Source organism: Serratia sp. 1D1416, from assembly GCF_003641105.1.
GTDB classification, from domain to species: Bacteria; Pseudomonadota; Gammaproteobacteria; order Enterobacterales; family Enterobacteriaceae; genus Serratia; species Serratia ficaria.
Genome location: NZ_CP032738.1, coordinates 2,856,275 through 2,878,938, shown reverse-complemented (window position 1 = coordinate 2,878,938; position 22,664 = coordinate 2,856,275). Strand labels below are relative to the sequence as shown.

20 protein-coding genes and 1 pseudogene are annotated in these 22,664 nt (G+C 62.4%); 6 read left to right on the top strand and 15 right to left on the bottom strand.

Features of this window, described 5'->3' with window-relative positions; translation table 11 throughout:
- Positions 1-199: 199 nt before the first annotated feature.
- Genes D7I37_RS13905 through sdhC form a run of 4 tightly spaced genes read right to left on the bottom strand, consistent with a single transcriptional unit; the run spans position 200 to position 3,430 of the window.
- Positions 200-916, bottom strand: coding sequence for a succinate dehydrogenase iron-sulfur subunit (locus D7I37_RS13905; RefSeq protein ID WP_061800003.1), 717 nt, complete (start codon positions 914-916; stop codon positions 200-202).
- A 16-nt stretch (positions 917-932) separates the two neighbouring features.
- Entirely contained in the window at positions 933-2,699 is a 1,767-nt protein-coding gene (gene sdhA, locus D7I37_RS13900; protein WP_061800001.1) for a succinate dehydrogenase flavoprotein subunit, read from the bottom strand.
- Positions 2,700-3,047, bottom strand: a complete 348-nt coding sequence (gene sdhD, locus D7I37_RS13895; RefSeq protein WP_061800000.1) for a succinate dehydrogenase membrane anchor subunit — start codon at positions 3,045-3,047, stop codon at positions 2,700-2,702.
- Positions 3,041-3,430: a succinate dehydrogenase cytochrome b556 subunit gene (gene sdhC, locus D7I37_RS13890; protein ID WP_061799999.1), complete on the bottom strand. Its 390-nt coding sequence runs from the start codon at positions 3,428-3,430 to the stop codon at positions 3,041-3,043. Before sdhC ends, sdhD begins: the two co-directional genes overlap by 7 nt.
- Before the next feature lie 727 nt (positions 3,431-4,157).
- Between sdhC and D7I37_RS13885 the strand changes: the two genes are divergently transcribed.
- A complete protein-coding gene (locus D7I37_RS13885; protein WP_061799997.1) occupies positions 4,158-5,450 on the top strand; it encodes a citrate synthase in 1,293 nt (430 codons plus the stop codon).
- Positions 5,451-5,509: 59 nt separating this feature from the next.
- Here D7I37_RS13885 and nei read toward each other — a convergent pair whose 3' ends face one another.
- The 11 genes and pseudogenes from nei to D7I37_RS13830 form a co-directional block, all read right to left on the bottom strand.
- On the bottom strand, positions 5,510-6,301 hold the full coding sequence (gene nei / locus D7I37_RS13880; protein WP_129543886.1) for an endonuclease VIII: 792 nt from the start codon (positions 6,299-6,301) through the stop codon (positions 5,510-5,512).
- 54 nt (positions 6,302-6,355) lie between these two features.
- Positions 6,356-7,000 carry a pyroglutamyl-peptidase I gene (gene pcp / locus D7I37_RS13875; RefSeq protein ID WP_061799995.1) on the bottom strand — a complete coding sequence of 215 codons (645 nt, stop codon included), beginning with the start codon at positions 6,998-7,000 and terminating at the stop codon, positions 6,356-6,358.
- 8 nt (positions 7,001-7,008) lie between these two features.
- A complete protein-coding gene (locus D7I37_RS13870; protein ID WP_061799993.1) occupies positions 7,009-8,028 on the bottom strand; it encodes a DUF979 domain-containing protein in 1,020 nt (339 codons plus the stop codon).
- Positions 8,025-8,756, bottom strand: a complete 732-nt coding sequence (locus D7I37_RS13865; RefSeq protein WP_061799990.1) for a DUF969 domain-containing protein — start codon at positions 8,754-8,756, stop codon at positions 8,025-8,027. Before D7I37_RS13865 ends, D7I37_RS13870 begins: the two co-directional genes overlap by 4 nt.
- 51 nt (positions 8,757-8,807) lie before the next feature.
- Positions 8,808-9,545: a 5-oxoprolinase subunit PxpA gene (gene pxpA, locus D7I37_RS13860; RefSeq protein ID WP_061799988.1), complete on the bottom strand. Its 738-nt coding sequence runs from the start codon at positions 9,543-9,545 to the stop codon at positions 8,808-8,810.
- Entirely contained in the window at positions 9,535-10,467 is a 933-nt protein-coding gene (gene pxpC / locus D7I37_RS13855) for a 5-oxoprolinase subunit PxpC (protein WP_061799986.1), read from the bottom strand. The genes pxpA and pxpC overlap by 11 nt, the downstream gene beginning before the upstream one ends.
- Complete coding sequence (gene pxpB / locus D7I37_RS13850; protein ID WP_073970357.1) at positions 10,461-11,117, bottom strand: 5-oxoprolinase subunit PxpB; 657 nt, start codon at positions 11,115-11,117, stop codon at positions 10,461-10,463. The genes pxpC and pxpB overlap by 7 nt, the downstream gene beginning before the upstream one ends.
- 211 nt (positions 11,118-11,328) lie before the next feature.
- The gene (locus D7I37_RS13845) at positions 11,329-12,072 is read right to left on the bottom strand and encodes a type 2 GTP cyclohydrolase I (RefSeq protein ID WP_061799983.1); all 744 of its coding nucleotides are present in this window, start codon (positions 12,070-12,072) and stop codon (positions 11,329-11,331) included.
- Positions 12,073-12,090: 18 nt separating this feature from the next.
- A pseudogene (locus tag D7I37_RS13840) lies at positions 12,091-13,070 on the bottom strand (MBL fold metallo-hydrolase).
- A gap of 22 nt (positions 13,071-13,092) precedes the next feature.
- Positions 13,093-14,520: a deoxyribodipyrimidine photo-lyase gene (gene phrB / locus D7I37_RS13835; protein WP_061799979.1), complete on the bottom strand. Its 1,428-nt coding sequence runs from the start codon at positions 14,518-14,520 to the stop codon at positions 13,093-13,095.
- A gap of 244 nt (positions 14,521-14,764) precedes the next feature.
- A complete protein-coding gene (locus D7I37_RS13830; protein WP_061799976.1) occupies positions 14,765-14,971 on the bottom strand; it encodes a YbfA family protein in 207 nt (68 codons plus the stop codon).
- A gap of 456 nt (positions 14,972-15,427) precedes the next feature.
- Here D7I37_RS13830 and D7I37_RS13825 point away from each other — a divergent pair, with 456 nt between their 5' ends.
- From D7I37_RS13825 to kdpD, 5 genes are all read left to right on the top strand, one after another.
- Positions 15,428-15,517, top strand: a complete 90-nt coding sequence (locus tag D7I37_RS13825; RefSeq protein ID WP_037375124.1) for a K(+)-transporting ATPase subunit F — start codon at positions 15,428-15,430, stop codon at positions 15,515-15,517.
- Positions 15,517-17,205 carry a potassium-transporting ATPase subunit KdpA gene (gene kdpA / locus D7I37_RS13820; RefSeq protein WP_129543885.1) on the top strand — a complete coding sequence of 563 codons (1,689 nt, stop codon included), beginning with the start codon at positions 15,517-15,519 and terminating at the stop codon, positions 17,203-17,205. Before D7I37_RS13825 ends, kdpA begins: the two co-directional genes overlap by 1 nt.
- A 27-nt stretch (positions 17,206-17,232) precedes the next feature.
- The gene (gene kdpB / locus D7I37_RS13815; RefSeq protein WP_061799972.1) at positions 17,233-19,302 is read left to right on the top strand and encodes a potassium-transporting ATPase subunit KdpB; all 2,070 of its coding nucleotides are present in this window, start codon (positions 17,233-17,235) and stop codon (positions 19,300-19,302) included.
- Between the two features lie 19 nt (positions 19,303-19,321).
- Positions 19,322-19,891, top strand: a complete 570-nt coding sequence (gene kdpC, locus D7I37_RS13810) for a potassium-transporting ATPase subunit KdpC (RefSeq protein WP_061800024.1) — start codon at positions 19,322-19,324, stop codon at positions 19,889-19,891.
- Positions 19,892-19,967: 76 nt separating this feature from the next.
- The gene (gene kdpD, locus D7I37_RS13805) at positions 19,968-22,661 is read left to right on the top strand and encodes a two-component system sensor histidine kinase KdpD (protein ID WP_129543884.1); all 2,694 of its coding nucleotides are present in this window, start codon (positions 19,968-19,970) and stop codon (positions 22,659-22,661) included.
- The last annotated feature ends 3 nt before the right edge of the window (positions 22,662-22,664 follow it).

Genomic DNA, 22,664 nt, shown 5'->3' with positions numbered 1-22,664 from the left:
GGCTGCGACTCGAAAGTCATGGGGCATGCCACTAGGGCCTGATACGTTCTGCTATGGACCTCGCGGTCCCTTACAAGGAACCTCTAAAAACCGGCGGAAAAACCAGGCTGCATGGCGCCGCAGCCGCGGGTCAGTTTTTAGAGGTTCCCTCCCGTGGGATGTGCGCCGGAATACCGCCCGGCGCAGCATCTCATTCCGTTTATGCGCCGCGTTGCAGCAGCATGGACTTGATATGCCCGATAGCACGCGTCGGGTTCAAGCCTTTAGGACATACACTGACACAATTCATAATGCTATGGCAGCGGAAAACACTGAAAGCGTCGTCCAGATCATCTAAACGTTCTTCGGTTTCCGTGTCGCGGCTGTCGATCAGGAAGCGGTACGCCGCCAGCAGACCGGCCGGGCCAACGAACTTGTCAGGGTTCCACCAGAACGATGGGCAAGAGGTCGAGCAACAGGCGCACAGAATGCACTCGTACAGACCATCCAGCTTGGCGCGTTCATCCGGCGATTGCAGATGCTCGCGCGCCGGAGGATTCTTGCCGTCGTTCAGCAGGTAAGGCTTAATCTTCTCATATTGGGTGTAGAACTGGCCCATATCAACCACCAGATCGCGCACCACCGGCAAGCCCGGCAGCGGACGGATCACAATCTTTTTGCCGGCTTTGCGCAGCGAAGAGATCGGGGTGATGCAGGCCAGGCCGTTTTTGCCGTTCATATTGAGGCCGTCGGAGCCGCACACGCCTTCACGGCATGAGCGACGGAACGACAGGGTCGGATCTTTTTCTTTCAGCTGCATTAACGCATCCAGCAGCATCATGTCGCGACCTTCTTCCGCTTCCAGGGTGTAATCCTGCATGTGCGGCGCGTCGTCAACGTCCGGATTGTAGCGATAAATTGAAAATTCGAGTTTCATCAATCGATCTCCGCAATTAGTAAGAACGCACTTTCGGCGGGAATGCCGGGCGCAGCTTCGGTTGCATGTTCACTTCGCGTCGCGTCATGCTTTCCGATTGCGGCAGATACAGCGAATGACACAGCCAGTTGGCGTCATCGCGCTCCGGGAAGTCGAAGCGGCTGTGCGCGCCACGGCTCTCGGTGCGGAAGTTGGCCGATACGGCGGTGGAAAACGCGGTTTCCATCAGGTTATCCAACTCCAGGCATTCGATGCGCTGGGTGTTGAATTCGCTGGAGGTATCGTCCAGACGTGCGTTCTTCAGACGTTCGCGGATCACTTTCAGCTCTTCCAGGCCTTTCGCCATGGCATCGCCTTCGCGGAATACCGAGAAGTTGTTCTGCATGCAGGCCTGCAGCGCTTTGCGGATTTCAACCGGATCTTCACCCGAGCGGGTGTTGTTCCAGCGGTTCAGACGCTCCAGAGAGGCTTCCACGTCGGATTCGCTGGCGTCACGGCTCTCGCCCTGCTCTTCCAGCGATTCCTGCAGGTGCATGCCGGCGGAGCGACCAAACACCACCAGATCGAGCAGCGAGTTGCCGCCCAGACGGTTGGCGCCGTGCACCGAGACGCAGGCGATTTCGCCCACGGCGAACAGCCCCGGGATCACCACGTCTTCGCCTTTCTCGTTCACGGTCAACGCCTGGCCGGTCACTTTGGTCGGTATGCCGCCCATCATGTAGTGGCAGGTCGGGATCACCGGGATAGGTTCTTTCACCGGGTCGACGTGAGCGAAGGTGCGGGACAGCTCCAGGATGCCCGGCAGGCGGGATTCCAGCACGTCCTTGCCCAGGTGGTCCAGCTTCAGCTTGGCGTGCGGGCCCCAAGGACCGTCGCAGCCGCGGCCTTCGCGGATTTCAATCATGATGGAACGGGCCACCACGTCGCGGCCCGCCAGATCTTTGGCGTTCGGCGCATAGCGTTCCATGAAGCGTTCGCCGTGCTTGTTCAGCAGGTAACCGCCCTCACCGCGACAGCCTTCGGTCACCAGCACGCCGGCGCCGGCGATGCCGGTCGGGTGGAACTGCCACATTTCCATGTCCTGCACCGGTACCCCGGCGCGGATCGCCATGCCGACACCGTCGCCGGTGTTGATGTGGGCGTTGGTGGTGGACTGATAAATACGGCCTGCGCCGCCGGTCGCCAGTACGGTGGCCTTGGCTTTGAAGTAAACCACTTCACCGGTCTCAATGCAGATGGCGGTAGTGCCGACCACCGCGCCATCCTGGTTCTTCACCAGATCCAGCGCATACCACTCGGAGAAAATGGTGGTGTGGTTCTTCAGGTTCTGTTGATACAGGGTGTGCAACAGCGCATGGCCGGTACGGTCGGCCGCCGCGGCGGTACGGGCCGCCTGCTCGCCGCCGAAGTTCAGCGACTGGCCGCCGAACGGGCGCTGATAGATGCGGCCATCGTCCAGACGGGAGAACGGCAGGCCCATGTGCTCCAGCTCCAGAATCGCTTCCGGGCCGGTTTTGCACATATATTCAATGGCGTCCTGGTCACCGATATAGTCGGAACCTTTCACCGTGTCGTACATATGCCATTCCCAGTTGTCTTCATGGGTGTTGCCCAGCGCCACGGTGATGCCACCCTGCGCAGACACGGTATGGGAACGGGTCGGGAATACCTTGGACAGCAGGGCACAGGTTGAGCCCGCCTGGGAAATCTGCAGCGCCGCGCGCATACCTGCGCCGCCAGCACCGATAACAACTGCATCAAACTCTCTGACCGGCAGTTTCATTTAAGCACCCCACACTACGATTGTTCCGTACAATAAATAGACCAGCAACACGACAACGATCGCCAGTTGCAACACCAGGCGAACCGCCAGCGGTTTGACGTAGTCCGTCAGCACCTGCCACAGCCCGATCCAGGCGTGAGCCAGAATCGACAGCAAGGTCAGCAGGGTGAACACTTTCGTAATGGAAGTGGCGAAGAAGCCGCGCCAGATTTCATAGGTGAGATCCGGAGCCGTGACGAAGAAGCCCAGGATATACAGTACGTACAGGGTGATGATGATAGCGGAGGCGCGCAGCAGCAGCCAATCGTGCACGCCGTTGCGCCCTAATGCAGAAACATTGTTTACCATACGAGGACTCCAGCCAAAACTGACAGCACGACGGTGAGACCGATCGCCACCTGGGCAGAACGGGTACCGGCGGCTAAACTCTCTTCGATATAGCCAAAATCCATTAACAGGTGACGAACGCCACCGCAAATGTGATAGGCCAGCGCCGTGAGGATGCCCCAGAATATGAATTTGACGATGAAGCTATTCATGATGGCGGCGGCCTGCAGGAAACCCTCTTGGGAAGAGAGAGACAGGCCCAGCAGCCAGAGGAGGATACCCACGGCAACGAAGGTAATTACGCCAGAGACTCGGTGTAAGATAGACGCTATCGCAGTTACGGGAAACCGGATCGTTTGCAGATCCAAGTTGACAGGTCGTTGTTTTTTCACGTTTTTGCCCACACAGCTCTTATTATTTTCCTTCCTCCGGGCCTGGGCGGGGATCAGACAGCGTTAAGAGCCAAAACCCTTACACGTCACGCGCTCAAACATCAACATCCTCTGTGCTCAAACGGCGCGCATTTATAACGCTGGGTGCTCCTACTTCAGGGTAATCCGGAGACCTGGCGGCAGTATAGGAGGATCACATTCTGATTACAATTCCCATACAATCCCTTTGGTAACATTTCCCCCGAACAGTGATTTAGATCACGGATTTCACAATTAGTGCAAAATTAATTATCTGATTTGACAAGAGATCAACATTTCCATTACATATAGGGGCACAAACGGTCCTATGATGCGCTATAGGTCAGCAGATACACTTCCCCCGGTATGCAAGATATGCAACAGTGTATTTGGCAGAACCTATCCCAATAGCCGTTGTTGCCCGCCCGGTTTTGCCGCAAAAAAAGCAAATAAGGCATTTAAAACAATCTATTGGGATAGGTTCACATAACCCTCGAACAGGTCATAGGTAAGATTAACAGAATATAACGAATGACAATGAATCGTTAACAACTGGTCACCCGTCTCGTTCGCCTGGTCAGCACTCTGTACCCTACCCGCGCACAATTGCGCAGTCGCTCACAGAGTTAGCGTCCGCACCATTTTTTGCGGGCAACCTGCGGAGATTTAAGGTATTTCAGTTGTTAGAGGTTTTTAAAATAAGGCGCTAAGGAGACAGTAAATGACTGATAAGAAAGCGACGCTAACCATTAATGATGGCGAAGCTCCGATCGAACTGGGCGTATTAACCCCGACACTGGGCCCCGATGTCCTCGATGTCCGCGCCCTGGGCTCCAAAGGTTATTTCACATTTGATCCCGGCTTTACCTCTACCGCTTCCTGCGAATCAAAAATCACCTTCATCGACGGCGACAAGGGCGTTCTGCTGCACCGCGGCTTCCCGATCGAGCAGTTGGCGAAAGAGTCTTCCTACCTGGAAGTGTGCTACATCCTGCTGTACGGCGAAACGCCGACCGCAGAAGAATTCGACACCTTCAAAACCACCGTCACGCGCCACACCATGATCCACGATCAGATCACGCATCTGTTCCGCGGCTTCCGTCGCGACTCGCACCCGATGGCGGTGCTGTGCGGCGTGACCGGCGCCCTGGCGGCGTTTTATCACGATGCGCTGGACGTCAACAACGAGCGTCACCGCGAGATCACCGCGTTCCGCCTGCTGTCCAAAATGCCGACCGTGGCGGCGATGTGTTACAAATACTCCCTGGGCCAGCCGTTCGTTTATCCGCGCAACGACCTGTCCTACGCCGGCAACTTCCTGCACATGATGTTCTCCACCCCGTGCGAAGAGTACGTGGTGAACCCGGTGCTGGAGCGCGCCATGGATCGCATCCTGATCCTGCACGCCGACCATGAGCAGAACGCCTCCACCTCTACCGTGCGTACCGCAGGCTCCTCCGGCGCCAACCCGTTCGCCTGTATCGCAGCCGGCATCGCCTCCCTGTGGGGACCGGCGCACGGCGGCGCCAACGAAGCGGCGCTGAAAATGCTGGAAGAGATCAAGACCGTCGAGCACATTCCGGAATTCATCAAGCGCGCCAAAGACAAGAACGATTCGTTCCGTCTGATGGGCTTCGGCCACCGCGTGTACAAGAACTACGATCCGCGCGCCACCGTGATGCGTGAAACCTGTCACGAAGTGCTGAAAGAACTGAACAAGAAGGACGACAACCTGCTGCAGGTGGCGATGGAGCTGGAACACATCGCGCTGAACGACCCGTACTTCATCGAGAAGAAGCTGTACCCGAACGTCGACTTCTACTCGGGCATCATCCTGAAGGCGATGGGCATTCCTTCTTCCATGTTCACCGTTATTTTCGCCATCGCCCGCACCATCGGCTGGATTGCGCACTGGAACGAAATGCATGACGAAGGCATCAAAATCGCCCGTCCGCGTCAGCTGTACACCGGCTATGCCGAGCGTGACTTCAAGTCCCGGCTGAAAAACCAGTAACGCCGCTTTACCCTACATAAAGCCGCACCACGCCGCCCGATTGGGCGGCGTTTTTTTTGCTATTTTTGACAGCCGGGGCACCAGTAAAACGGCCGCGAAGACAGCTCGGCGCGCACGATCGTCGCGCCGCAGCGCGCGCAGGGCTCGCCGCTGCGGTGAAACACCTTAAAGCTGAACAGCGCGCCGTGATGGCGAGAGTCATCCGCCTGGCCGCGGGTTTGATAAGACAGCCGCGGCACCGCCAGCAAGGCTTGCGCCAACCGCTGCAACGCGTGCGGCGGCAGATCCTGCGGCTTATGCTGCGGCGCCAACTGCGCCTGCCACAGGATTTCGGCGCGCAGATAGTTGCCCAGTCCGGCGAGAAACGCCTGATCGAGCAGCATGCCGCCCAACTGGCGCTTGCGGAAACGCGGCGACAGCAAACGCTGCGCCACCGCCTGCGCGGTTAGCGACACGTCCAGCACGTCGGGGCCAATGCGCGTCAGAAAAGGATGCTGTTCAATTTCTTCCCGCGGCCCCAGCGTGATGTCCGAAGCGCTGTAGAGCAAAATGGCGCGTTGCGCGGTTTCCAGCCGCACCCGCAGGTCTCGCTTGGTCACCGGCGTCTCTCCCGCCTGCGCCACTTTCCATACGCCGTACAGCTGATTATGGCTGTACATCGTCAACCCGTTGGAGAAATGGGTCAGCAGCGCCTTGCCGCGCGGCTCTATGGCGACGATGCGCTCGCCGATCAGGCGCTGGCGATAGTGTTTTAGCTGGGGAAAAGCGAAATCGACCTCGGTCAACGGCTGGTCTATCACCGCCGCCGCCAGTGTATCCGCCGCCCTGCGGATCTCCGGACCTTCCGGCATAAACGACTCCTTGCATAAGACCCGGCGCAGCGGGCTGCGCCGGGGAACGACCGGTTAGTGCGTCGCGCCGCCAACCACTTTCAGATCGTGTTCCACCTGCAGCGCGATTGAAATGGCCAGCTCAATGGCGAACAGCACCGTCGACGCCGCCATGCTCGGCGCGCCGGGGTGCGCCGCCGCCTGCTCCGGCAGGTAAGGGATATGAATGAACCCGCCCTTGATCTCCTGCTGGCCGCTCAGACGGTGCAGCAGGCCATACATCACGTGGTTGCACACGTAGGTGCCGGCGGTTTGTGAAACGGAAGCCGGAATGCCGGCTTCGCGCATCGAACTGACCATCGCCTTGATCGGCAAGGTGCTGAAATAAGCCGCCGGGCCGTCGGCGACGATCGGCTCGTCGATGGGTTGCTGCTCCCGGTTATCCGGAATGCGCGCATCATCGACGTTAATCGCCACTCGTTCCAGCGTGATGTCGGTGCGGCCGCCGGCCTGGCCGATCGCCAGCACCATCACCGGCTGCACCTCGTCGATCGCCGCATTCAGCGCAGCCAGCGCCGCGCCAAACACGCACGGCAGCTGCCGCGCCACCACCCGCGTGCCGACCAGTTCCATATCGTTCAGCTGCTTCACCACTTCCCAGGAGGGATTGACGCGTTCGCCGCCAAAGGGCTCAAAGCCCGTAATCAATACCTTTTGCATCAGCTCTCCTACAGGAACATCAGGAAATAAAGCAGGAATACGTTCACCAACAGCAACAGCACGCCGGTCGGCACCTGCGCCTTGATCACCGCATTCTTGTCCGGCAGCTCCAGCAACGCCGCCGGCACAATATTAAAGTTAGCAGCCATTGGCGTCATCAGCGTGCCGCAATAGCCGGAAAACATGCCGATCGCCGCCATCACCGCCGGGTTGCCGCCGTGCTGCAGCACCAGGATCGGGATGCCGACGCCGGCGGTAACGATCGGGAAAGCGGCGAAGGCGTTGCCCATCACCATGGTCAGCAGCGCCATGCCGATGGCGTAAACCGCCACGGCGATAAAGCGGTTATCGACCGCCAGGTACTCCTGGGTCAGATGGGAAATCGCCGTGCCCACGCCGGCGACGGTGAACAGCAGCCCCAGCGTGGCGAGGATCTGCGGCAGAATAAACGCCCAGCCGATCGAATCCAGCAGGCGGCGCGTTTCCTGTATCGGCTGCGACAGGGTTTCGCGCGTCATGCTTACCGCAATGATGCCGCCGAGCACCACCCCCAGCGTCATCGAAAACAGGGTGATCAGCGTCGCGTGGTTGCCGGCGCCGAATACCGCGGTCTGCAGGGCGGGGATATTGTTGAACAGCAGTACGCCGACCACCGTCACCACCGGGATCGCCAGCGCCGGCACAAACAGCCGGTTGCCCAGGCGTTTGGCGCTGGCTTCGCGCTCCTGCGGCGTGCGCTGATGATAGCTGCCCAACCGCACGCCGCCGAAGCCGGCGATCAGGGCCATGATCACCACCACCACGCCGACGATGATATGCAGCATGCGTTTCTCATTGCTGCCTTCGCCCAACACCTCGCCCAGCAGGCCGTAGGTCCAGTCGCCGACCAGGAACACCAGGCCGTACAGCGCCCAGAACAGGCCGGTGGTGATGCGGCGCGGGTTGGCGCGATCGCGGAACGACATCACCGCCACGATGAGCAGCACCACGCCGGCCAGCCAATAGAGATATTGCTGTTGGAAATTCATTGCGCGTCCCCCTTCGCCTGCAGCGCCGCCTGGTTCAGCTGCGCCAGCTCAGCGCTGAGCTGCTTGTCCATGCGGTAGAGCCGGAATGAATGGATCAGGAAGGCGAAAATGGCGGTGGGGATGCCCCACAGCGCGATGTGCAGCGGTTCGGTCTGGATGCCCCCCGACTCCAGCATAAAGTTGTGCATGAAGATAATCGCGCCGAAGGCCACGAAAATATCCTCGCCGAAGAACAGCCCGACGTTGTCCGTCGCGGCCGACATGGCGCGCAGGCGATGGCGGGTGCGCTCCGGCAGCTCGCCGTAGCGGTTTTCGGTCGCCCCTTCCGCCATCGGCGCCAGCAGCGGCCGCACCATCTGCGGATGGCCGCCCAGGCTGGTCAGCCCCATGGCGGCGGTAATTTCGCGCACGAACAGGTAGACGATCAGCAAACGCCCGGCGGTGGCGCTTTTGATTTTAGCGATCCACGCCTGCGCCCGCTCCTTCAAACCGTGGCGCTCCAGCAGGCCGATCACCGCCAGCGGCAGCAACAGGATCAGCGGCAGGTTGCGGGTATTGAGAAAGCCCTCGCCGAGCTTTTCCAGGATCACGTCCAGCGGCATCAGCGCCGCCAGACCGGTGATGATGCCGGCGGCGATCACCACCAGCACCGGGTTGAAGCGTAAAACGAACCCCAGCACGATAGCGGCGATGCCGATCAGCGGCCAGAGATTGACGGCCTGTTCCATAGTCTTCCCTCGATGATTTCTAATAGTTTTATTGTGATGTCGTGTATGGCGTTACTCGGCGCTGACGCGGATGCCTTGCTGGACAAAGCTGTCCCGCAGTTTCCGCGCGTACTCCAGCGCATGTGCCCCGTCGCCGTGCAGGCAGACGGTTTCCGCCTGCACCGCGGCCCAGGTGCCGTCCAGGGTGCGCACCCGATGATGGCGCACCATTTCCAGCGTTTGCGCCAGCGCCTGTTCGTCGTCCTCGATCAACGCACCCGGCAAGCCGCGCGGCACCAGCGTGCCGTCCGCCTGATAGCCGCGATCGGCGAACACTTCCTGCCGCGTCGTCAGGCCCTGTCGCTGTCCGGCGCGAATAAGCTCGCTGCCGGCCAGCCCCACCAGCCGCAGCGCCGGATCGACCGCCTTCACCGCCCGCGCGATAGCCTCCGCCAGCGCCGGTTCGACCGCCGCCTGGTTGTACAGCATGCCGTGCGGTTTCACGTGCACCATCACGCCCCCTTCGGCGCGGGCGATCGCCGCCAGCGCGCCCAGTTGGTACACCAGCTGCGCATACACCGTTTCCGGCGGCAGCTGCATGCGGGTGCGGCCAAAGTTCTCCCGGTCCGGAAAACTCGGGTGAGCGCCGATCGCCACGCCGTACTGCAGCGCCCAGCGCACCGACTGGCGCATGGTTTGCGCATCGCCGGCATGGGCTCCGCAGGCGATATTGGCCGAGCTGACCAACTGCAGCAGCGCTTCGTCGTTGGCGCAGCCTTCGCCGAGATCGGCGTTTAAATCAACGATCATCTAACCCCCAAGCTATCTGTTGAATGAAGAGATCCTGTTCGGCCTTGGCGCGCCGCGCCTCCGCCAGCGAACAGTGAATGAAGTGGATCGGCTCGCCAAGGCGGATCTGCGCCAGATGGTAGAGATCGGCCTCGATCACGCAGGCGATGCGCGGGTAACCGCCGGTGGTTTGCGCATCGGCCATCAGCACGATCGGCTGACCGTTGTGCGGCACCTGCACCGCCCCTGGCAGCAGGCCGTGCGACAGCATTTCACGATCGGTGGTGCGGGTCAGCGGATTGCCGCCGTGCAGACGGTAGCCCATGCGGTTGCTCTGCGGGCTAAGCTGCCAGGCGGTGCGCCAGAAGCTTTCCTGCGCCTCTTCGCTGAATTCGGCGTATTCCGGCCCCGGCAGCGCGCGGATGCGGTTATTGAACAACAGCTGTTTCACCCCGCAGCGGCGATGCGGCAATGCGCCTTCTTTTCCCAACGGCAGTCGATCGCCGTCTTTCAGATTGCGGCCTTCCAACCCGCCGAAGGCGGCTTTCATATCGGTACTGCGCGATCCCAGCATTTCCGGCACCGCGATGCCGCCGGACACCGCCAGATAGCTGCGCATGCCGCGCTTCGGCGTTTTCAGCGTCAGCCGTTGGCCCTTTTTCACCGGATAACGCCAGCCGGTCCACAGCGGCTCGCCGTCCAGCTGGGCATCGCAGCCGGCGCCGGTCAACGCGATCCAGCCCGGGCGGTTAAATTCGGCGCTGAACTGGCCGAGGGTCACTTCCAACCCGGCGGCGTCCGGCGCATTGCCCACCAGCAGGTTGGCAATCTTCAGCGCCGGCGCATCGAGCGCGCCGCCGGAGCTGACCCCGAGACGACGAAAACCGTCACGCCCCAGGTCCTGTACCGTGGTGTAAATGCCCGCTCGCAGAATAGTCAGCATACCCCCTCCTTCTGCGGCACAAAACGCACGTTATCGCCCGGGCGCAGCAACGTCGGCGGCATTTCATGCGGATTGAACAAGGCCAGCGGCGTGCGGCCGATCAGCTGCCAACCGCCGGGCGTGACCAGCGGATAGATGCCGGTCTGGCCGCCGCCGATGCCGACGGAGCCGGCCGCCACCGCCAGCCGCGGTTCGGCGCGGCGCGGCGTGGCCAGCTTTTCCGGCATGCCGCCCAGATAGGAGAAGCCGGGCTGGAAGCCGAGAAAGTAGACCACGTAGTCCGCCGCAGCGTGGCATTCCACCACCTGCCGCGGCGTCAGCCCGGTATGGCGCGCCACCTCATCCAGATCGGGGCCCTGTTCCCCGCCGTAGACCACCGGAATGTCCACCTGGCGCGATTCCGGCACCAGGCTTTCCTCGCTGTCCCAACCTTGCTGCAACAGCGCGAGCATCGCTGCGGCATCGGCCTGCGGCGTATGCAGCAGCAGCGTCAGGTTATTCATGCCCGGCACCACTTCCCGCACCTCGGGATGATGATTCAGTTTTTCCGCCAGCGCCCAAATGCGCTGCTGACTCGGCAGCGTCACCGGCGGCGACAGCTCAAGCACTACCGCTCGTTCGCCCAACAGGTAATATCGCGCTCGTTGCACCCTGATTCTCCTTATCCCACCGTCTTTCCAGCGGCAGCGTCGCTGTCTGCGCTCGAAATTCATCGGGGATTTTCTTATTTGCAATGACACACAGTTATGCGCGACGCACCGCTGGCTGTCAATAGAACGCAACCATTGAAAAAATAAGGAATTAAAGCGATAAAAGGATCCAGCCCGGCTCACGCGCCGGCCGGATCCCGGGAGCGGAAAATCAGGCGGGGTTCGGAATATCGATAAAGGTCACGTCAAAACCGTGCTGCTGCGCCAGCCATTCGCCCAGCGCCTTTACGCCGCCGCGCTCGGTGGCATGGTGACCGGCGGCAAAGAAATGCACGCCCATTTCCCGGGCGCTGTGAATGGTCTGCTCAGAGACTTCGCCGCTGATGAAGGCGTCAACGCCGAAACGCGCCGCGCTGTCGATAAAGCCCTGCCCGCCGCCGGTGCACCAGGCCACCCGGCGAATATGCGCCGGCGCATTATCGCCGCAGTGCAATACGCTGCGCCCCAGGCGCTGCTCGAGGCGCTGCTGCAGTTCCGCGCCGCTCAGCGGCTGCTCGAATTCGCCGTGAGGCACCAGCGGCTCCACCTCGCCAATCACCCGAATGCCGAGCGTCTGCGCCAGCTGCGCATTGTTGCCCAGCACCGGGTGCGCATCCAGCGGCAGATGATAGCCGTACAGGTTGATGTCGTTGGTCAGCAGCGTTTTCAGCCGGTTGCGCTTCATGCCGCGCACCGCCGGCGCTTCGTTTTTCCAAAAGTAGCCGTGATGCACGACGATCGCGTCGGCCTGATGCTCCACCGCGGCGTCCAGCAACGCCTGGCAGGCGGTGACGCCGGTGACGATGCGCTGCACGTGCGGGCGCCCTTCTACCTGCAGCCCGTTGGGCGCATAGTCCTGAAACGCCGAAGCGTTCAGCTCGCTGTTGATCAGATTTTCCAGATCGAGGTTACGCATAGTCTTCTCTCTTCATATTCAAAATGTCTGGCGGTCGCCCTGCTCCATCAGGATGAATTTAACGCCCAGATCGTTGCCCTGCTCCAGCTGCTGTTTGATGGTGGCGCGCACCTCTTCGCCCTGTTTCAGGCTGGGCTTGATGTGGCCGATCACCACCGGCAAATCTTTCAGCGAGCCTTCGCCGCCGCTGTATCGCGCCAGGTTCTTCAGCTCTTTCAGCAACCAGGCCGGGGTCAGGTGGCCGTACAGATGTTTATCCTCGATCCCGTTGGGGTACGAGGTTTCAATGATCATGCCCTTCAGCTTTTTCTGCTCGATCAGCGGCCCCAGCGCGCGCCAGGCGGCGTCGAGATCGCGCGACTGCTCCACCGCGTCCGGCCCGGTATCGCCGAAATAGGCGAAAGCGCCGGCGTTGTCGGACACCAGCAGCATCGATGAAGGGTAGCGATCGTGGCTAAGCGGGTACATCACGCCGCTCAGCCCGGTCACGCCGAGGGTAAAGCGCTGCAACGGGCGCACCGTCTGCAGCCGATAAGTGCCCAGCCGTGCGCCGTTGCCGGCGTCGGTGAAGTTCGGCCAGGCCTTCCAGTTAAAATAATGATTGCGCAGGGTCAGTACGGTGTCCGCCTGGGCGTATACGGTTTTTTTATTGTCTTCGGGGGCGCCGATGATCAACCCCGCCACGTGGTCCAGATGCCCATGGCTGATGAAATAGCCGCCGATCAGCTGGCGAAACACGTAGCCCTGGGGGTATAAGGCGCGGCCAGCTCGGGGGTGACCTGCGGGAAGCTGCCCTTCTCCAGCCCCTTGGCGATGCCCGGCAATAACGAGCCGGCGTCCAGCGCCACGTACTGCGGCTTACCGTCGCTGCGGATCAGATAGGACGTCAGGTTGCCGTCGCTGACGCCGCCGTCGACGCCGAGCGCCACCACCTCAAAGCCGGCCATCGCCAGCGCGGAGTAGCCGCTGAGGGCCAGGGCCAGCACCGTTTTCATCATTGCGTCGCTCCTTGCAGTTGCCTCAAAATCCCCCGCTCTTCGCCGCTTCAAAAGCCGCCAGCGTATCCAGCCTGGCCTGCTTGTGGTCGACGATTGGCAACGGATACTCCAGAGTTAGCCGCTGTTTTTCCGCCCAGCGATGGGGGTGATGAATATCATTGTCCGGCACCGCCGCCAGTTCAGGCAACCATTTACGGATAAAAGTGCCTTGCGGATCAAAACGTTCGCCCTGCGTGGTCGGGTTAAAGATGCGGAAATAGGGTGCGGCGTCGGTGCCGGTAGAGGCCGCCCACTGCCAGCCGCCGTTATTGGCCGCCAAATCGCCGTCGAGCAGTTGCGACATGAAATAACGCTCGCCGGCGCGCCAGTCGATCAGCAGATCCTTCACCAGAAAGCTGGCGCTGATCATCCGCAACCTGTTGTGCATCCAGCCGGTTTCGTTCAGCTGGCGCATGGCGGCGTCGACGATCGGATAACCGGTTTGCCCGCGCTGCCACGCCTGCAGCATGGCGTCGTCCTGGCGCCAGCGTACCTTATCCGTCCAGTCGATAAAGGGACGGTGCCGGCATAATGCAGGATAGGCCACCATCAAATGCCGATAAAACTCACGCCAGATCAGCTCATTCAGCCAGCCGAAAGCGCCGCTTTCCGGCGCCGCCAATACCGACGGATGTTCGGCGCGCAGCCGGTTAAAGCATTGGCGCGGCGACAGCGCGCCAATCGCCAGATAGGGCGACAGGCTGCTGGTGCCGGCCAGGGCCGGCAGGTCGCGCTGCCGAAGATAATCCTGCACCTGCTCGCGGCAGAAAGCGCGCAACCGCTGCAGCGCCGCCTCTTCGCCGGCGGGGAAATCCGCCCCCGTCTCGGCGGCCGGATAGTCGAACGCTTCGGGCGCCTCCGGCGGCGGCAGCGCCTCCCCGCGCGGCTTGGGCGCCGGCAGGCAGCGCAGGTCAGACTCGGTCAGCCGGCGGATAAAGGCGTTGCGAAACGGCGTATAGACCTTATACATCTCGCCGCCGCCGGTGAGCACGCTGCCCGGCGGCAACAGCAGGCCGTCGTCGAAGCTCCGGCACGCCACCCGGCCGGCCAGGCGTTGCGCCAACAGCTGGTCGCGCCGCCGCTCATTGAGCTCGTACTGCCGGTTGTAAAATAGCGCGTCCACCTGCCGCCGTTCGCAGTAGTCCGCCAGCCAGTCGACAGCGGCGGCGAAGTCATCGCACTGATGGCAGTGCAGCGGAATGCCCTTTTGCGCCAGCGCCAGCTGCAGCTGCCGCAGGCTGGCGTAGATCAGCGCCGCCTGGCGCGGCGCCATGCCGTGCCGCCGCCACTGCTGCGGCGTGGCGATAAACACCGCCAGCACCCGGGCGGAGGGATCGCCGCAGGCGGCGTGCAGCGCCTGGTTATCGGTAATGCGCAGATCGTTGCGCAGCCAGACCAGATGCGTGGTCATAAAACTCCTTGTCGATCAATGGCCGTATGCAGACGCAGCGCCTCCGGATAGGGTTCGAAGTAGCGCTGTTCGGCCAGATAGCGGTCCGGGTAGTTTGTGCATGCCGTTCTCCCGCTGTAGTGAAAGAGGATAAAAGTGTAGAAGAAAGGCTGAGTGAATACGACCTTAACACCGGCTACGCGCGGCGCACAGGCATAAAAAAACCCCCGCCGAAGCGAGGGTTTTCAGGGGCCGGCGTTGGCGATCAATAGAAATCGCAGGCCGCCAGTTCCGCCTGCTGCAGCCAGACCGGCTTATCGCTGGTTTTTGACCAGACGCGGTGCAAATAGCTGTAGAAACGCGCCCGGTCGCTGCGGAACAGCATCACCGGTAACGCCAGAATGCCTGCCAGGATCACTGCGCTGCGGCGCAGGAGAATCCGATGCAATGAATAAGCGTGGTATGTAGACATGCGAACCTCCTTAAAAACGCCCGGCCGTTGATTTGTCAGGGGAAACGGCGCTGGCGCATAAACGAACAATCGATGATTTGGTAACTGGACAAAATTTTAGCGCACTTGCTGAAAGTTTACTACTCATCCGACCACTAAAAGGCGCAAAAAAGCGCAAATATTTTCGCCAATCCGTAATTTTGTTACACCAAGGTTAATTATTAACTAAACATTGGTTACATTGTGGCTATTTACGCGCTTTTTACCCCCGGCGGCCGTTGCGGCTGCCCACCGCGCGTTTTCCCCCGGGCTGAAACGCGCCAACGGGGCCATCATGGCGGGTAAAAACGCCATTTTTTGCAGTGATTTCAGCCATTTTTATACTTTTTTTACACCCGCCCGCGCTATTTTTTCATCTTCTTTCTACCGCCCTCCCTACACTGCCCCTATCAAAAACAACACCTCTGGAGGTGTCCCGTGAGTTTCAGCGTTATTGGTGGTGCGCTGTTGGTTCTGCTGCTGTTGGGCTATCTGGTTTACGCCCTGTTCAATGCGGAGGACTTCTGATGGCGGCTTCAGCCTTTTTACTGATCGCCAGCTTCCTGCTGGTGCTTCTGCTGCTGGCCCGGCCGCTGGGCGGTTTTCTGGCGCGCCTGATCGAAGGCGAACCGCTGCCGGCGCTGCGGCGCCTGGAGGCCGGCGTATGGCGTTGCTGCGGCAATGACGCCGCCGAAATGAACTGGCGGCAATACGCGCTGGCGATCCTGTGCTTCAACCTGCTCGGCCTGGCGTTGTTGTTTGCGCTGTTGATGGCGCAGGGTTCGCTGCCGCTCAACCCGCAAGGCTTCCCGGGGCTGTCCTGGGATCTGGCGTTCAATACCGCGGTCAGCTTCGTCACCAACACCAACTGGCAGGCCTACAGCGGTGAAAGCGCCCTCAGCTACCTCAGCCAAATGGCCGGGCTGGCGGTGCAGAACTTCCTGTCCGCCGCCACCGGCATCGCCGTGGCCTTTGCGCTGATCCGCGCCTTTATCCGCCGCTCCAGCGCCACCATCGGCAACGCCTGGGTCGACATCTTCCGCGTGACGCTGTACGTGCTGCTGCCGATCTCCTTGCCGATCGCGCTGTTCTTCGTCAGCCAGGGCACGCTGCAAAACTTCCTGCCCTATCTGCATGTCAGCACGCTGGAAGGCGCGCAACAGACGCTGCCGATGGGGCCGGTGGCTTCGCAGGAAGCGATCAAGATGCTCGGCACCAACGGCGGCGGCTTCTTCGGCGCCAACTCGGCGCATCCCTTCGAAAACCCGACCGTGCTGACCAACTTCGTGCAGATGCTGGCAATCTTCCTGATCCCCTGCGCGCTGTGCTTTTCCTTCGGTCAGGTCGCCGGCGAAAACCGCCAGGGCCATGCGCTGATCTGGGCGATGGCGCTGATCTTCGTGGTGGCGGTGGTGGTGGTAATGTACGCCGAGCTGGCGGGCAACCCGCACCTTAGCGCGCTGGGCGGCGCCGGCAACATCAATATGGAAGGCAAGGAATCGCGCTTCGGCATTCTCGCCACCGGCCTGTTCTCGGTGGTCACCACCGCCGCTTCCTGCGGCGCGGTCAACGCCATGCACGATTCCTTCACCGCGCTGGGCGGCATGGTGCCGATGTGGTTGATGCAGATCGGCGAAGTGGTGTTCGGCGGCGTCGGCTCCGGCCTGTACGGCATGCTGCTGTTCGTGCTGCTGACGGTGTTTATCGCCGGCCTGATGATCGGCCGCACCCCGGAATACCTGGGCAAGAAAATCGACGTCTACGACATGAAGATGACCGCGCTGGCGATCCTGGTCACGCCGACGCTGGTGCTGTTGGGCAGCGCGCTGGCCATCGCCACCGACGCGGGCCGGGCCGGCATCCTCAACCCCGGCGCCCACGGCTTCAGCGAAGTGCTGTATGCCCTCTCCTCCGCCGCCAACAACAACGGCAGCGCCTTCGCCGGTTTGAGCGTCAATACGCCGTTCTACAACCTGCTGCTGGCCTGCGCCATGTTCTTCGGCCGCTTCGGCGTGATCCTGCCGGTGCTGGCGATCGCCGGTTCGCTGAGCGCCAAGAAACGCCAGCCGGCCGGCAACGGCACCCTGCCGACCTACGGACCGCTGTTTATCGGCCTGCTGATCGGCACCGTGCTGCTGGTGGGCGCATTAACCTTCGTACCGGCGCTGGCGCTGGGACCGGTGGCCGAGCACCTGCAGCTTTGGCTGGCCAACTAACCGACGTCATAGAGAGAGAATAAAGAGATGACTCGCAAACAACGCGCGCTGTTTGAACCGGCACTGGTGCGCACCGCGCTGATCGATGCGGTGAAAAAGCTGGATCCTCGCGTTCAGTGGCGCAATCCGGTGATGTTCGTGGTGTATATCGGCAGCATCCTGACCACCGCCATCTGGCTGGCGATTTTGGCCGGCAAGACCGACGGCAACGCCGCGTTTACCGGCAGCGTCGCCCTGTGGCTGTGGTTCACCGTGCTGTTCGCCAATTTCGCCGAAGCGCTGGCCGAAGGCCGCAGCAAGGCCCAGGCGGAGAGCCTGAGGGGCACCAAGAAAACCAGCTGGGCGAAAAAGCTGGCCGGCCCGCGCCGCGACGGCGCCACCGAAAAAGTGTCCGCCGAAAGCCTGCGCAAGGGAGATATCGTGCTGGTGGAAGCCGGCGATACCGTTCCCTGCGACGGTGAAGTGCTGGAAGGCGGCGCCTCGGTGGACGAAAGCGCCATCACCGGTGAATCCGCGCCGGTGATCCGCGAATCCGGCGGCGACTTTTCCTCGGTGACCGGCGGCACCCGCGTGCTGTCCGACTGGCTGGTGGTGCAATGCAGCGTCAACCCGGGCGAAACCTTCCTCGACCGGATGATCGCCATGGTGGAAGGCGCCAAGCGCCGCAAAACCCCGAACGAAGTGGCGCTGACCATTCTGCTGGTGGCGCTGACCATCGTGTTCGTGCTGGCCACCGCCACGCTGCTGCCGTTCTCGCAATACAGCGTCGACGCGGCCAACGGCGGCTCGGTGGTCACCATCACCGTGCTGGTGGCGCTGCTGGTGTGCCTGATCCCCACCACCATCGGCGGCCTGCTGTCGGCCATCGGCGTCGCCGGGATGAGCCGGATGCTCGGCGCCAACGTCATCGCCACCAGCGGCCGCGCGGTGGAGGCCGCCGGCGACGTCGACGTGCTGCTGCTGGACAAGACCGGCACCATCACGCTGGGCAACCGCCAGGCGTCGGAGTTTCTGCCGGCGCCGGGGGTGAAGGAGCAAGAGCTGGCGGACGCCGCGCAGCTGGCCTCGCTGGCGGACGAAACGCCGGAAGGCCGCAGCATCGTGGTGCTGGCCAAGCAGCGCTTCAACCTGCGCGAACGCGATCTGCAGGCGCTGAACGCCACCTTCGTGCCCTTCTCCGCCCAGACCCGCATGAGCGGCGTCAACGTGCAGGAGCGCATGATCCGCAAAGGGGCGGTGGACGCCATTCGCCGCCATGTTGAATCCAATCAGGGCCACTTCCCGCGGGCGGTGGACGAGTTGGTGGAAAGCGTGGCGCGCACCGGCGGCACGCCGCTGGTGGTGGCCGAGGGGCCGCGGGTGTTGGGCGTGGTGGCGCTGAAGGATATCGTCAAGGGCGGCATCAAGGAACGCTTTGCCGAGCTGCGCAAAATGGGCATCAAGACGGTGATGATCACCGGCGACAACCCGTTGACCGCCGCGGCGATCGCCGCCGAGGCCGGGGTGGACGACTTCCTGTCGGAAGCCACGCCGGAAGCCAAGCTGGCGCTGATCCGCCAGTATCAGGCCGAAGGCCGGCTGGTGGCGATGACCGGCGACGGCACCAACGACGCCCCGGCGCTGGCGCAGGCCGACGTGGCGGTAGCGATGAACTCGGGCACCCAGGCCGCCAAAGAGGCGGGCAACATGGTCGATCTGGATTCCAACCCGACCAAGCTGATCGAAGTGGTGCACATCGGCAAACAGATGCTGATGACCCGCGGTTCGCTGACCACCTTCAGCATCGCCAACGACGTGGCCAAATACTTCGCCATCATTCCGGCGGCGTTCGCGGCGACCTACCCGCAGTTGAACGCGCTGAACGTGATGCATCTGCACTCCCCCGCCTCCGCCATCATGTCGGCGGTGATCTTCAACGCCCTGGTGATCGTGTTCCTGATCCCGCTGGCGCTGAAAGGGGTGAGCTATAAGCCGATGAGCGCCGCGGCATTGCTGCGCCGCAACCTGTGGATGTATGGCGTCGGCGGCCTGCTGGTGCCCTTCGTCGGCATCAAGCTGATCGACCTGATCCTGGTCGCGCTGCATATCGCCGGTTAATCATTGAAAGGAAATGAACATGTCATATTTACGTCCTTCGCTGGTGCTGCTGATCCTGCTGACGCTGCTCACCGGCATCGCCTATCCGCTGTTGACCACCGGCCTGTCGCAGCTGCTGTTCTCCGGCGCGGCCAACGGCTCGTTGCTGTACCGGGGCGACAAAGCGGTCGGTTCGGCGCTGATCGGCCAGAACTTCAGCAAGCCGCAGTATTTCTGGGGCCGCCCGTCCGCCACCGGCGATTCCGCCTATAATGCCCTGGCCTCGGCCGGCAGCAACCTGGCCGCCACCAACCCGGCGCTGGACAAGGCCATCGCCGAGCGCGCGGCGCAGCTGCGCCAGGCCAACCCGGCGATGAGCGGCCCGATCCCGGTCGATCTGCTGACCGCCTCCGGCAGCGGGCTGGATCCGCACATTTCGATCGCCGCCGCCCATTATCAGCTGGCGCGAGTGGCGGCGGCGCGCCATCTGCCGCAGGCGCAGGTGGCCACGCTGATCGATGAAAACACCGACAGGGCCACGCCCAACTTTATGGGGCAATCGGTGGTCAACGTGCTGAAGCTGAACCTGGCGCTGGACGCGTTGCAGTAATACGCCGCGCTTACAAGGGTTATACTAGGGTTCGGCGTGCCGAACCCCTTTTTGCTTTGTTACCCAAGGAATTGTGATGGTCGAAGAAGAGCAACAGCGCCCCAATCCCGACAGCCTGCTGGCGGTGGCCAATGAAAAACCGCGCGGCCGGCTGAAGGTGTTCTTCGGCGCCTGCGCCGGGGTGGGGAAAACCTACGCCATGCTGCAGGAAGCGCAGCGGCTGCGCGGCCAGGGGCTGGACGTGCTGATCGGCGTGGTGGAAACCCATGGCCGCAGCGAAACCGCCGCGCTGCTCGACGGACTCGACGTGCTGGCGCAAAAACGCATTCAATACCGCGGCCGGCTGGTGCGCGAATTCGACCTCGACGCCGCGCTGGCGCGCCACCCGGCGCTGATCCTGATGGACGAGCTGGCGCACAGCAACGCGCAGGGGTCACGCCATCCCAAACGCTGGCAGGACGTGGAGGAGCTGCTGGACGCCGGCATCGACGTGCTGACTACCGTCAACGTGCAGCACCTGGAAAGCCTGAACGACGTGGTCGGCGGCGTGACCGGGGTGCGGGTGCGCGAAACGGTGCCCGATCACGTGTTCGACGAAGCCACCGAGGTGGTGCTGGTCGACCTGCCGCCGGACGATCTGCGCCAGCGGCTGAACGAGGGCAAGGTATACCTGCCTGGCCAGGCCGAGCGCGCCATCGAGCACTTTTTCCGCAAAGGCAACCTGATCGCCCTGCGCGAGCTGGCGCTGCGCCGCACCGCCGATCGGGTCGATGACCAGATGCGCGCCTTCCGCGATACCCAGGGGCGCGAGAAAGTCTGGCACACCCGCGACAGCATTCTGCTGTGCGTCGGCCACAATAGCGGCAACGAAAAGCTGGTGCGCATCGCCGCGCGGCTGGCGGCGCGGCTGGGCTGCCATTGGCATGCGGTTTATGTGGAAACCCCCAGGCTGCACCGGCTGCCGGAAAACCAGCGCCGCGCCATTTTGCGCGCGCTGCGGCTGGCGCAGGAGCTGGGCGCAGAAACCGCCACCCTGTCCGACCCGTCGGAAGAGCGCGCGGTGCTGCGCTACGCCCGTGAACATAACCTGGGGAAAATCATCATCGGCCGGCGCGGCGAGCAGCGCTGGAGGCTGCGCGGCAGCTTTGCCGATCGCCTCGGCCGGCTGGGGCCGGATCTCGATCTGGTGATTGTGGCGCTGGAAAATGACGCCGTCCCGCCGCCGGGCAAGGAGCACGACGGCCGCGGCTTCAACGAGAAATGGCGCATGCAGCTGCGCGGCTGCGCGGTCGCCGTGGCGCTGTGCGCCCTGATCACCCTGCTGTCGCAGTGGCTGCTGCCGGGCTTCGATCAGGCCAACCTGGTCATGGTCTACCTGCTGGGGGTGGTGATCGTCGCCCTGTTCTTCGGCCGCTGGCCTTCGGTGCTGGCGGCGGTGATCAACGTCGCCAGTTTCGACCTGTTCTTCGTACAGCCCCACTGGTCGTTCGCCGTCAGCGATATGCAGTATCTGCTCACTTTCGGCGTGATGCTGATCGTCGGCATCACCATAGGCAACCTCACCGCCGGGGTGCGTTATCAGGCCCGGGTGGCGCGCTACCGCGAACAGCGCGCCCGCCACCTGTACGAGATGTCGCGCGGGCTGAGCCAGGCGCTGACCCTCGCCGACATCGCCAAAACCAGCCGCCACTTCCTCTCCAGCAGCTTCCAGGCCAAAACCGTGCTGCTGCTGCCGCAGGAAGACGGCAAGCTGCAGCAGATGGTGGGCGAAGAAGGCGGACTGCTGACGGTGGATGAAGCCATCGCGCGCTGGAGCTTCGACAAGGGCCTGCCGGCGGGCGCCGGCACCGATACCCTGCCCGGCGTCCCCTACCAGCTGCTGCCGCTCAACACCCCCACGCAGACCTTCGGCCTGCTGGCGATCGAACCCAGCAACCTGCGCCAGCTGATGGTGCCGGAGCAGCAGCGGCTGCTGCAAACCTTCACCGTGCTGATCGCCAGCGCGCTGGAGCGGCTGCATCTGGCGCGCAGCGCGGTGGAGGCCAAGCTGGATGCCGAGCGCGAACAGCTGCGCAACTCGCTGCTGGCCGCGCTGTCGCACGACCTGCGCACGCCGCTGACGGTGCTGTTCGGCCAGGCGGAAATTCTCACCCTGGATCTGGCGGCCGAAGGCTCCAACCATGCCACCCAGGCCAGCCAAATCCGCCAGCAGGTGCTGAGCACCACCCGCCTGGTGAACAACCTGCTGGATATGGCGCGCATCCAGTCCGGCGGCTTCAACCTGCGCAAGGAGTGGCAATCGCTGGAGGAGATCGTCGGCGCCTCGCTGCACATGCTGGAGCCTATTCTCAGCCAGCATCGGATCGTGGTCGAGCTGCCCCCGGCGCAGATATTGGTCAACTGCGACGGCAGCCTGCTGGAGCGGGTTTTCACTAACCTGTTGGAAAACGCCAATAAATATGCCGGCGCGGATGCTATTATCGGTATCCGCGCCCGCACGCTGCCGGAGTGGCTGGAGGTGGAGATCTGGGATAACGGCCCCGGCATTCCCGCCGATCAGCAACAGCTGATTTTCGATAAGTTCTCCCGCGGCAATAAAGAGTCGGCGATCCCCGGCGTCGGTTTGGGGTTAGCCATTTGCCGTGCCATTATTGAAGTGCATGACGGCCGCATCTGGGCGGAAAACGGCGCCAACGGCGGCGCCAGCTTCCGCTTCATGCTGCCGCTGGAAACACCGCCCGAGATCGAGGGCGAAGCCTTCGATCTGTAATCG